We start from the raw sequence: 11,948 nt of genomic DNA on the forward strand, positions 1-11,948 counted from the left end.
TAGAGTTTTTTTATTATGCACTTTAAACTGAGTCTGTACAAGTGTATGATTAAATTAATCAAGTTTGGGAAAGGAAGTGGTCTCTTGAAAAGTGGATCTTCACCGATTATCTATGATTTTGAATATACAAAAGATGAAATATTGAATTTAGAAACAAAAATTTTAAATGAAGAGCATGAAAAATACCTTTTGCGTTATCCAACTGTGTATATTGTAAATGATCTAGAACAAAAAAATAATTACTCTATCTACATAGGAGAAACGACCAACATTAAACGTCGAACGTTGGAACATCTATCAAATGATTTACAGACAAGAGAGGATTGGCAAAAATTTGCTTCTTCCAAAAGTGCAAGGATGTTTGTTATTGGACATGATCATTTTAATAAATCTTTGACCTTAGATATTGAAAACAAACTAATGCAATATTTATCAAGTGTAGACGCTGTACAATATATACACAATCGTAGAACAAACCAGCAACAAGAATATTTTTCTTCTGATAAAATGGAAGAAATTTTCTCGAAAATTTGGCGGAAATTGCAGCAAAATAATAAAGAGCTTTTTCCTCTAGAACGTGTAATCCAAGATTCTGCTTTATTTAAAGCTTCTCCTTTTCATAAATTATCTAAAGAACAATTTGAAGCTAAAGATCAAATCATTTTAAAAATTGAAGAAGCATTGAATCGTAACAGAACTGGACAATTAATATTAGTTGGGGGAGAAGCAGGTTCAGGTAAGACGGTATTAATGAGTAGCTTATTTTATGATTTGTTTCAGTTAGCTGATGAAAAGAGTGACAATCTTATCTTAAAAGGCAGTTCACAGTATTTGCTTGTTAATCATGAACAACAATTAAAAGTTTATCAGCAAATAGCTGAAAAATTAGGTATTTCATCAAAACAATCAAATAAAGTTGGCAAACCGACCTCGTTTATTAATAAGTATTCTGAAGAAGAAAAAGCAGATGTTATTATTGTTGATGAAGCACATTTACTTTGGACACAAGGAAAACAGTCTTATCGAGGTCAAAATCAATTAAACGATTTGTTAGCACGTGCCAAAGTTGTAGTAGCTGTTTTTGACAATAATCAAGTTCTTTCAAGAGAACAGTATTGGGCTGAAGAGGAATTGGGCTATATTGTGAATCAAGCGAATCTTTATGGTAACTATATACATTTAGAAAATCAAATGCGAATAAATGGGAATGAACAAACTGTGGATTGGATTCGTCATTTAATAGACCAACAAGAGATAAAAAATATTCCAGAAGATGAAAATTATGAACTAAGAGTATTTGATTCTCCAGAAAAAATGTTTCAAGCAATTAAAAGAAAAGCAAAGAATCAAAGTTTCGGTATTTCACGTATGTTAGCGACGTTTGATTGGGAATATATCGATAAGAAAAAGCCTAATGATAGAGATTATTGGGATGTTTCGATTGGTGATTTTTCGTTACCATGGAATTTGCAATTACCACCATCTAAGAAATTAAAACGAAAAAATAGAAAACTAGCTTGGGCAGAGCAAGAACAGACTATTGGTGAGGTAGGTTCTACATTCACCATTCAAGGTTTTGATTTGAATTATGCAGGTGTCATCATTGGACCATCTGTTAAGTATCGTGATGGAAAAATTGTTTTTGATCGTTCCGCAAGCAAGAATAAAAAGGCAACACAACAAAGAACGCTAAAAGATGAAAAAATTTATTTATCCGATACATTACTTAAAAATGAATTGAACGTCCTATTAACGAGAGGAGTAAACGGTTTGTATTTGTATGCGGTAGATGAAGCGTTACAGGCAAAGTTAATGGAAGCAAAGAATGGAGCCGGAAAAATATGAAAGAATCAAGTTTGAAGAAAATTAATCAATTTCGCGATGACCGTAATTGGCGTCAATTTCATAATGAAAAAGACTTAGCGATTTCTATTTCACTGGAAGCCTCCGAATTATTAGAGCTTTTTCAATGGAAATCATCAGAAGAGGTCATAGATAGTAAAAGAGAACGAATCGAAGAGGAATTAGCAGATGTCTTAATTTATTCGTACATGCTAGCAGATAATTTAAATATGGATTTAGATGATATCATTGCTAAAAAATTAGAGAAGAATAATCAAAAGTATCCAGTAAATAAAAGCTTTGGAAGTAATTCAAAATATGATGAGTTGTAAAAAAATATAGAAAGAATTAAATGAGAGTGTATATTAAAAAATGGATAGGTTTCTATTATCTTTATAAATTAGAATCCTATCCATTGTTGTATGTGTTAGGTCGCATAGATAATATAAAAGTTTACAATAAATGTCAAACAGATTCTTAGTACACTAAAAGGGGGCATATCTATGAAGAGTGTCTTAAATGAAGACTTAATTTATGAAGTTCTTTCTGCTGTAGAAGAAATACCCAAGGGCTGTGTTGCTACATACGGGCAAATAGCTAGTTTGATTGGTAGAGACAAAAATGCCAGACTTGTCGGCAGAGTCCTTAGCATGGCTGAATATTATGGGAAATACCCTTGCCATCGGGTAGTGAATCATGCCGGCCGATTGGTTCCAGGATGGACTGAACAAGCCGAGTTACTACATAATGAAGGTGTTTTTTTGAAAGACACAGGGTATGTGGATTTGAAAAAATATCAATGGGAGTGTTGATTGGTAGATAGTTGAAGCAACGATTAAATTTGTTTTACGTCAAACACTTTATGAAATTCAACATAAAAATACTGTAATAGTTGAAAGTGTTGTGACTGATATTTTAGAGAACTATTTGTTTGAAGAGTTGATTACGGAAATAAAAGAAATTTTTAGAACTCGTAAAAGGGTTCTTTTTATTTTTGCCAACGTAAGAGAGAATGTATTGTTGGTATTTGTACGAGGAGCATTCAATTATAGATAGGAGAAAATGGAAAACTAAATGCCTGAAATATGGCGATAAATGGATTTTAAAAATGGTGCAAAAAAATTTCAGTCAAATAAAGATTCAGAGGATACCATATATGAGAAGACAGAAGCGCTCATTCCTATACTTTCTGAACTATTGCCTCATAAATCCATCTCTGCTTTTTTTGGTGGAGAAGAACTAATAGTTGTTTTCCAATCTAGGTGTCCTTCATTGATGGAATTATATGCTAAAAAAGGAATGACGATTCCTATGATTGGTTTGAAAAGTAAAAAAATAGAGCCAATCAAACAAAACAACGTTGTAACATTCCTGAAGGGATGATTCTACATGTTGGTTTAGGCAGTCAGTATAAAGCGATTGAGGTAGAAAAATGGCTTAACTATCTCTACTAAAATGTATCCAAGATGCTGACTCAAATCCATAAATAAAAGCTCAACTTAACCGTGTATCCTTTTTATAGTTAGAAGGATACACGGTTAAGTGAAGAAATCAATTGTTTTGTGTTAGCAAATAAAGTTTGTTTGTCCGTTTAGCTTGAATAGTAGGTATTAATTAAAATATTTTGATCATGATTACCAAATCCTTGACCGAATAAAGTAAGACCACCCTTGTTTTTTGCATCTTCTTCAATTTCAAAACGTAATTTCATTAAAGGATGATCGTGTAATTTTAGACTGTCAATCGTAACGGTGGAGTATTTTTCTCCATCGATGCCTGTATCTAATTTATTAATACGAATATGTTTTAACAAGCCGTATTGACTAAAATGATCGTTCCACCATCTTGGCGTATAGCGTCCGCGCGTATCAGAAAAATTTCCTGGTACAGTATATGTAGCTACTTTGATATCATTGATGAAAATTGAAATGTCACTAGGCCAAATATTATTTGAAATCGGAAATTCTGAAGCGATTTCAAAACTGATTTCAAGCATCTCAGGTACTTCGTTATCGCGAAGCAAATTAGGAATTTTGTATTCTACAAAACCTTCACTAAACCACAATAAGGCAGCATCCACACGATTTGTATCTAAGAAATATTTTGGTTCATCTGATTTTCCAACAATCTCTTTTACAGTTGCTAATCCGCAAGTTGGCTTAACTGAAAAATCTGTAAAGTGACCAATTTTTAAATCAGTAGAATGCAATTGAAATTCTGAGTAGACTTTTTTGGGAAATTTAATATGAATATTATCGACTTTTAGATAAACTATTTTTTTATTTCTATGTTCATTTATGCCGCGTTCTGAACCTAAGAGTCCACAATCTTCCATTTGTTGTATATGACGAGTGGTAATTGCTTTACTAATTTTTAAATAATCTGCAATGTCCCCGATGCTTTTTTTTTGATTTCCGAGAAACCGAATAATTTTTAATCTTGTTTCACTAGCTAAGGCTTGGAAAACTAGTCTAGATTCTTTACTCAAATCAAGTTCCATGTCAAAACCTCCGTTAACTTTTTAGTTTATATAAAAGGCACAATTGGATTATAACGAAAAAAGGTTTAACTGTAAAGTTGTTTTTGATTTTTAGCTACAAAACAATATTGACATCGCTTACACTAGGTGTTAATTTATATGTGGAATTAATAAATAAAAAACAAATTACTATTTAGTTAAAAATATATTATGTTGTCGTTAACTAAAAAGTAATAACAGGGGGACTGGAAATGCGTGTAAAAAAATTTGCAAGTATTGTTTTGATGGTAGGAGTATGTGTGAGTATACTTGCCGGATGCGGGAATTCATCAGATGATTCAAAATCATCAGGTTCATCAAAAGGCGGAAGTAATGAAATTGTTTTTTGGAATCCTTTTACTGGACCAGATGGATCAAATATCAAAGCGATGGTTGATGAGTATAATAAAACCAATCCAGAATTTAAAGTGAAAAATGTTTCTATGAAAGAAGGGGATATGTATACTAAAATCCCTACAGTTGTTAACTCTGGTAAAAATATACCAGACTTAAATATTATTCATGCTGAACGAATCAAGCAATACAAAGATAATGATATGCTACAAGCGTACGATGATGCTTTGACTGATTATCCAGAAATTAAAGCAGAAAACTATGTACCAGAGTCGTGGAATATTGGAGATCTTGATGGATCACGTTATTCAGTTCCACTTGATATTCATACATCAGGTACTTATTACAACAAGGAATTAGTTGAAAAGTATACTCCTAATGCTCTTGATGACAATATTATTACTTATGACGAAATTAAAGAAGCAGGAGAAAAAGCTCAAAAAGATGATGTTTCAGCTTTGGGTGTTACATGGATGAAACCAATTCTTCTTTCTTTATATAAACAACATGGTGGCGAATTAAGTTCAGATGGAATCGACCCAACACTTGATAATTCAGCGATGGAAGATTCTATTGCATTATGGAAAGAACTATATGATAGCGGAATCACTACAAAAGATGGAGAAGATCCTTATCAATTGTTTGTAGCTGGTAAAGTAATGTTTTATCCAGAAGGAATTTGGATGAGAAATGATGTAAATGAAGCGCAATTTGATTGGGGATTGACAAATGCACCACAAATTTCCGATGATTTAAGCAAAGCAGTCAACTGGTCTTCTTCACATCAATTTGTAATGTTCAAAAACGAAAATCGTTCAGACGAAAAAACCAAAGGAATTATGGATTTCTTAGAGTGGGTACGAACGAACTCACTAGAATGGGCAAAAGCAGGACAAAATCCAGCAACACTTGATTTGTTAAACAACGATGAATATTTAGAAATGCCACAATCGATGTTTATCAATGATCCAGCTATGCAAGAAACTTTAACAATCTTCGACTATAAATATAATGGTTATGTGTCTGAATATATGGATGCACATGCTTTAGATGTTATTTTTGGTAAAGCAGAAGTGAGTGATTTTGCTCCATCTATGCAAAAAGAAGTAGCAGATAAAGTTGCAAAAGATAATTCTAATAAATAAATCTACTCATGAGAGAGGAAGTTTTTTAGAGCTCCTCTCTCATATAAATGGGAAGGATTGAGAATACATGTCTCTATCACAAAAAAAGAAAAAAGGAAATCAAGCTCAAAGCAAAGTTTTTCCATGGCTGTTTATTGCGCCACACTTGGTTATTTTTTCAATATTTTTTTTGATTCCTGTTGTTTTTGGAATCTATATTTCGTTTACAGATTGGGATCTTGTTTCAAGTCCTAATTTTGTTGGATTGGCAAACTATCAAGAAATTTTTACTAATCAAGATTCTATTTTTTATACACAACTAAGAACTGGTTTAACAAATACATTTAAATTTGTTATTTTTGTTGTTCCATTTTGTATCATGGTCCCGTTATTAATTGCCGTAGCTTTGAATACAAAGCCTAAATTAGGGAAATTTTTTCAATCTCTTTTTTATATGCCAAGTTTATTTGCTATCTCTGCTGTAGTTATTATTTGGACATTGATGTTTAATGTTACTTACGGACCAGTCAATAAGTTGTTGGGTACCTCTATCCCATTAACAAGTACAATGCCTTATGCTTGGGTTACACTAGTTGTAGTAACCATTTGGTGGACAATCGGAGGAAATATGATTATTTATCAGGCTGCTTTAAATGGAATTCCTCAAGATTACTATGAAGCGGCAGATATTGATGGTGCTTCTTCGTTACAAAAATTCTTTAAAATTACTTTACCGTCTATAAAAGGACAAATTTTGTACACTCTGGTAGTGACAACAATTGCTCAATTTAATGTATATGGACAACCACTTATGCTAACAGGTGGCGGTCCAAGTGATGGTACTCGAGTTCTTTTAATGTACATCCAACAAAATGCATTTGGGTCTGGACAATCAATTGCAGGCATTGCTTCAGCAATGGCAATTGTTTTAGGAATTTGCATCATGATTGTATCAGCTATTCAATTTAAATTTTTGAGAACGAAAAATTAGGAGGGAAAACGATGAAAAAAAGACAAACATCAAAAATTGTTGCTTCTGTTTTCTTATTAGTAATGGCCGTAGTTTGGATCGTTCCCTTATTATATGGTATCTTTACATCCTTTAAGTCACAATCAGAGTTATTAAGAGAAGGTGCACGTTTATTACCTATTGATTGGGTATTAGCCAATTATCAAGAACTATTGATGGATAACACAAGTACACCTTTAGTTCGTTGGTTCTTCAATTCATTGTTTATTGCAACAATGAATACTTTATTAGTGTTATTTGTTGTTTCTTTATCTGCTTTTGCCTATAGTCGTTTGCAATTTAAAGGTAGAGATAAAATTTTTACTTTTTTATTGGCAACGATGATGTTTCCAGGTGTTGTAAACTTAATTCCGCTTTACAAAATTGTGGATATGCTTGGATGGGTTAATACGCCTTGGGCAATGATTGTTCCAGGGGCAGCTGGAGCAATGAATATCTTTTTAGTTAAACAATTTATGGACAATATTCCTAAAGATTATGATGAAGCAGCCCAAATAGATGGTGCTAGTGAACTAATAATTTTCCGGAAAATTATTTTACCTTTAATCAAACCAATTTTAACAGTTATCACTTTATTTACCTTTACTGGTTCATGGAATGATTTCTTATGGCCATCTATTATTTTTAACGATATCGAAAAAATGCCGATTACTTCCGGCTTACAATTATTACAAGGAATGTATCAATCGAAACCAACACTCTTGATGGCAGGTGCTTTGATTGCGATTATTCCAACATTTATTATTTATTTATTTGCACAAAAATATTTCTTAGAATCAATGTCATTATCAGGTGGCGTGAAAGGTTGATAAAGATTGAGTAGAAAACAAGAGCGTCTTTTAATTAAAATCATGGGAATTTGGCAAATTATTGATGGATTGATTACCATTATTTATTATGGAATTTTCCAAAGTGGAAGTGGTCTGCTTGGCTTGAAGCCAGCAGTATATCCTAGTGGGTATATGCTAATTATTACAGGATTTGGAAGTCTTTTGATGGCACTTGGAATCATTAATTTATTGTTAAGTAAACGTTATATTAAAGATAATCAAGTTCATTGGCAGGTTGGCTTTTTTCTACTCTTCGAATCAATTCTATCGTATATTATTTTAGATTTTGTAAGTGTTGCTATAGGAATGACAGCTACAATTATTTTATTAGCTAAAAATAAAAGTTTGAAAGTAAACTGAATAAGAGAGTAGGAGTTAAGCACATGGCAAGAAATGAATACCCAAGACCTCAATTTGAGCGTAAACAATGGATTAATTTAAATGGACAATGGAAATTTGCTTTTGATGATAAAAATGAAGGAATGACTGAAGGCTGGTTTGCAACTTCAGAACCGTATGACCAAACAATTGTAGTTCCTTATGTTTATCAAAGTAAAGAAAGTGGTATCGAAGACAGAACACCACATGATATTGTTTGGTATCAACGTGATTTTGAAGTTTCAGCAAAAGAAAATGAACGTATCTTACTTCATTTTGGGGCTGTGGATTATGAGTCAGATATCTATTTGAATGGTCAACACGTTTGTCACCATATTGGTGGACATACTTCTTTTGAAATGGACATTACACCATTTTTGAATCCTTCAGGACAACAACAGGTAAGTGTTCGAGCATTTGATTCCCATTGTGATGAAACAATTCCTCGTGGAAAACAATTTTGGGAAGATGAATCTGCAGGTATCTGGTATACAAATTCTACGGGTATTTGGCAGACAGTTTGGTGTGAGGTAGTGAATGAACAACATATCCAAAATGTTAAACTGACACCACATTTTGATGAAGGAAAGATCGAAATTGAAGCAGAAATTAGTCAATTTACTAATCAAAGTGCATTGGCTTATACTATTAATTTTAAAGATCAATTGATTGCAAGCGGACAAGTAAATTTGACTGCTAATAAAGTGATTTTTGAGGTTGAATTATATCAAGATCATATCTTTAGGCAAAACTACCATCATGAAGGATATTCATGGACACCAGAAACACCTAATTTGTTTGACCTTAAGTTAGAATTGAAAGAAGAAGAGCAAAGTAAGGATAGTGTAGCTTCTTATTTTGGTATGAGAAAAGTACATGCTATCGACGGAATGATCTTTTTAAATAATAAGCCGTACTATCAAAAACTAGTTTTGGATCAAGGATATTGGCCAACAGGATTATTAACAGCGCCTTCTGATGAAGACTTTATTAAAGATATTCAACTATCAAAAGAAATGGGCTTTAATGGCTGTCGTAAACATCAAAAGATGGAGGATCCACGTTTCTTATACTGGGCAGACAAACTTGGTTTCATTGTGTGGGGAGAGTGTGCAGCACCAGCTGTTTATACAAATAAAGCAGTTGAACGTTTGATGATTGAGTGGACAGATTCAATTAATCGTGACTACAATCACCCATCAATCATTACTTGGGTGCCAGTTAATGAAAGCTGGGGCGTTCCAAATATATCGTTTGATCGTCAACAACAACATTTCTCTCAAGCGATTTTCCATTACATTCATTCATTGGATACAACACGTTTAGTTATTTCTAATGATGGATGGGCAGCAACAGATACTGATATCGTCGCTATTCATAACTATGCTCATGGTCAAGAAAATGAGAAAGCAAAATATGAATACTTTAAAGAAAGCTTGCATAGTAAAGAAGCACTACTTCATAATCGATCAACTGCTTGGCCAATTTTTGCGGATGGTTTCTCTTATAAAGGACAACCAATCTTATTGACTGAGTTTGGAGGAATTGGTTTTGATGTTTCTGGACAACCAGGATGGGGCTATACTTCAGCGACGTCTAAAGAAGAGTTTCTATCTGAATATGGTCGAATTATGCATGCAGTGTACGCTTCTAAAGCGCTTTGGGGTTATTGTTATACTCAAATCACAGATGTGGAGCAAGAGATTAATGGCTTGTTGACTTATAATCGCCAACCTAAATGTGATTTAAGTAAAATTAAAGAAATTAATGATCAATTTCATGTTCGTACTGTAGAGTAAGAACGTGGAGAAGTATCTGTAGATTATTCTGAACAATGCATGCGGAAAAAAGTTAATCATTCAAGATGATTCATAACTTAACAACAGAGAAATTATCTACACAGCTTGTCTTATCGTTATATAGTCAAAGATACATGCTATTTTGTATAGAAAGGATGGTGGATGTGAAAAAAATTATAATTTGGGGCGGTCTCTTATTAACTGCTGGAATTTCTCTTTTCGTAGCGACTACTCTAGTTTTGTCAGGAAAAAATACAAATATCACTAACTCTAAAAATTGGACATTTTATCAGAGTGAAGGGGATAATGACGGATTTGTAAAGGAAGGAGTGATAACGTTGAACGACATTGAGAATAAAGCAATCTTGAAAAAAGAAGAATATGATGATTTTCAATTTGATTTAGAAGTAAAAGTCAGCAAATCAGAAAAACAAAAAGAAAATACTAATGCAGAAGCAGGAGTGTTGTTTCGTATCCAAAATCTTAAAGATAATGGCGATGGTTATGGTGGCTATTACTTTGGAATTGATGTCGAAAAACAACAGGTTGTTCTAGGTAAATCAAATACTGAAGAAGATTCTTGGATTGAAATTGCTACAAAGAAAATGTATTTTGAATATGATAATGTCTATAAATTAACCATAAAAGTAGTAGGAAATCATATTCAAGGCTTTGTAAATGAAACAGAGAATAGTTATCCTCAGATAGATATCATCAATGAAGATTACGTTAATGGCCAAATCGGTGTTTATAATCACTTCAGTCAAGCAATTTTTGACAAAATGTCAATTGTTTCATATCAGGAATCAGAGCATGAGGGAGCTACATACACTAATGCTCTCTTATCCGAAGTAGCAGATCCAGATATTTTATTTGTGGATGGGACGTATTATTTATATCCGACTACAGCCGGTAGAAATGTTGGTGGAATCAAAGTATTTACTTCCACAGATATGGTTAATTGGACAGACAAAGGCATGGCAATGAGTATGGGTGAAGATAACTGGGGAACAAATGGTTTCTGGGCACCGGATATGATTGAGCGTGATGGAAAATATTATATGTACTACACAGCAAATGAGCATCTTTGTGTAGCAGTTGCTGATTCACCATTGGGGCCTTTTAAGCAAATCAAAATCAGTCCGATACATGAAGATATCAATGAAATTGATGCACATGCCTTTAAAGATGATGATGGAAAATATTATTTGTACTTTGTTCGTTTTAATGAAGGAAATGTTATTTGGGGTGCTAAATTAAATGATGATATGATGTCAATTAATGAGAGTACACTTACAGAAATTTTAGTTCCTTCACAACCATGGGAATTAGATATGGCTAGTATTAATGAAGGTCCTTATATGTTAAAGAAAGATGGTATCTATTATTTAACTTACTCAGGTTCTCATTTTGAAAGCCCGATGTATGGAGCAGGGTATGCAACAAGCACTAACCCACTAGGACCATTTGAAAAATATGAACAAAATCCAATTATGCAATCTAATTCATTTGTTCCTGGAGCAGGACATCATGCAGTGGCAACGTCACCAGATGGCGAAGAAATGTTCATGATCTATCACCGACACGAATCAATTTGGAACACTGATCCCAGAGAATTTGCGATTGATCGTATGAGATTTACTGAAAATGAAAGGGGAGAGACAGTTCTAGAGGTTCATGGACCAACTGTTACACCACAACCAGTACCATCAGGAGCAGTGGATGTTGATAACTTTATCGGTTTTGCGTCAGAAGATTTAGTTGACAAAACGGTTAAAAAAGATCAAAAATCAACTGAATGGTCTTTACCTGAAGAGATTGGGATAATTACGTCAAAAAGTGTACCAGAAGAAAACGTGAAAGTTGCTGTTTATTGGCAACTGCCAGAAGACGTATCATCAGGAAAGATGGTTATTAAAGGTGAAGTTAGCTTACCTGAAGGAATAGAAAATTTAGGCAAGCTATCTTTGACACCAGAAATGACTATTACTGTAGAATAAGTGGTAGGGTAGTAAAGTGTTGTAATTAAATAAAAAATAGGAGTACTTAACTAAGTACTCCTAGATTTTTTAC

The 11,948-nt window shown here is 33.1% G+C and carries 11 protein-coding genes; 10 read left to right on the forward strand and 1 reads right to left on the reverse strand.

The window, feature by feature from the left end; genetic code table 11:
• The first annotated feature begins 45 nt into the window (after nucleotides 1–45).
• From DOK78_RS03280 to DOK78_RS03295, 4 genes are all read left to right on the forward strand, one after another.
• Entirely contained in the window at nucleotides 46–1,845 is a 1,800-nt protein-coding gene (locus DOK78_RS03280; protein WP_207942252.1) for a DUF2075 domain-containing protein, read from the forward strand.
• On the forward strand, nucleotides 1,842–2,174 hold the full coding sequence (locus DOK78_RS03285; protein ID WP_207942251.1) for a nucleotide pyrophosphohydrolase: 333 nt from the start codon (nucleotides 1,842–1,844) through the stop codon (nucleotides 2,172–2,174). Before DOK78_RS03280 ends, DOK78_RS03285 begins: the two co-directional genes overlap by 4 nt.
• A gap of 171 nt (nucleotides 2,175–2,345) precedes the next feature.
• Entirely contained in the window at nucleotides 2,346–2,654 is a 309-nt protein-coding gene (locus DOK78_RS03290; RefSeq protein ID WP_207942250.1) for an MGMT family protein, read from the forward strand.
• Between the two features lie 283 nt (nucleotides 2,655–2,937).
• The gene (locus tag DOK78_RS03295) at nucleotides 2,938–3,225 is read left to right on the forward strand and encodes a hypothetical protein (RefSeq protein ID WP_207942249.1); all 288 of its coding nucleotides are present in this window, start codon (nucleotides 2,938–2,940) and stop codon (nucleotides 3,223–3,225) included.
• A gap of 208 nt (nucleotides 3,226–3,433) precedes the next feature.
• Here the strand turns inward: DOK78_RS03295 and DOK78_RS03300 are convergent, their stop codons facing one another.
• Nucleotides 3,434–4,342 (reverse strand): ArsR/SmtB family transcription factor, encoded by a 909-nt coding sequence (locus DOK78_RS03300; RefSeq protein WP_207942248.1) that lies wholly within the window; start codon nucleotides 4,340–4,342, stop codon nucleotides 3,434–3,436.
• A 230-nt stretch (nucleotides 4,343–4,572) separates the two neighbouring features.
• On the opposite strand from DOK78_RS03300, the gene DOK78_RS03305 reads away from it, so the two are divergent.
• The 6 genes from DOK78_RS03305 to DOK78_RS03330 all read left to right on the forward strand — a co-directional run bounded on the left by DOK78_RS03305 (nucleotide 4,573) and on the right by DOK78_RS03330 (nucleotide 11,875).
• Nucleotides 4,573–5,859: an extracellular solute-binding protein gene (locus DOK78_RS03305; protein WP_207942247.1), complete on the forward strand. Its 1,287-nt coding sequence runs from the start codon at nucleotides 4,573–4,575 to the stop codon at nucleotides 5,857–5,859.
• A 67-nt stretch (nucleotides 5,860–5,926) separates the two neighbouring features.
• Nucleotides 5,927–6,829: a carbohydrate ABC transporter permease gene (locus DOK78_RS03310; protein ID WP_207942246.1), complete on the forward strand. Its 903-nt coding sequence runs from the start codon at nucleotides 5,927–5,929 to the stop codon at nucleotides 6,827–6,829.
• Between the two features lie 11 nt (nucleotides 6,830–6,840).
• The gene (locus tag DOK78_RS03315; protein ID WP_207942245.1) at nucleotides 6,841–7,677 is read left to right on the forward strand and encodes a carbohydrate ABC transporter permease; all 837 of its coding nucleotides are present in this window, start codon (nucleotides 6,841–6,843) and stop codon (nucleotides 7,675–7,677) included.
• A gap of 6 nt (nucleotides 7,678–7,683) precedes the next feature.
• Nucleotides 7,684–8,058 carry a hypothetical protein gene (locus DOK78_RS03320; RefSeq protein ID WP_207942244.1) on the forward strand — a complete coding sequence of 125 codons (375 nt, stop codon included), beginning with the start codon at nucleotides 7,684–7,686 and terminating at the stop codon, nucleotides 8,056–8,058.
• Between the two features lie 23 nt (nucleotides 8,059–8,081).
• A complete protein-coding gene (locus DOK78_RS03325) occupies nucleotides 8,082–9,875 on the forward strand; it encodes a glycoside hydrolase family 2 protein (protein WP_207942243.1) in 1,794 nt (597 codons plus the stop codon).
• A gap of 164 nt (nucleotides 9,876–10,039) precedes the next feature.
• The gene (locus DOK78_RS03330) at nucleotides 10,040–11,875 is read left to right on the forward strand and encodes a family 43 glycosylhydrolase (RefSeq protein WP_207942242.1); all 1,836 of its coding nucleotides are present in this window, start codon (nucleotides 10,040–10,042) and stop codon (nucleotides 11,873–11,875) included.
• Nucleotides 11,876–11,948 lie beyond the last annotated feature (73 nt).

Origin of the sequence: Enterococcus sp. DIV2402 (genome assembly GCF_017426705.2) — a bacterium.
Lineage (GTDB): Bacteria > Bacillota > Bacilli > Lactobacillales > Enterococcaceae > Enterococcus_F > Enterococcus_F lowellii.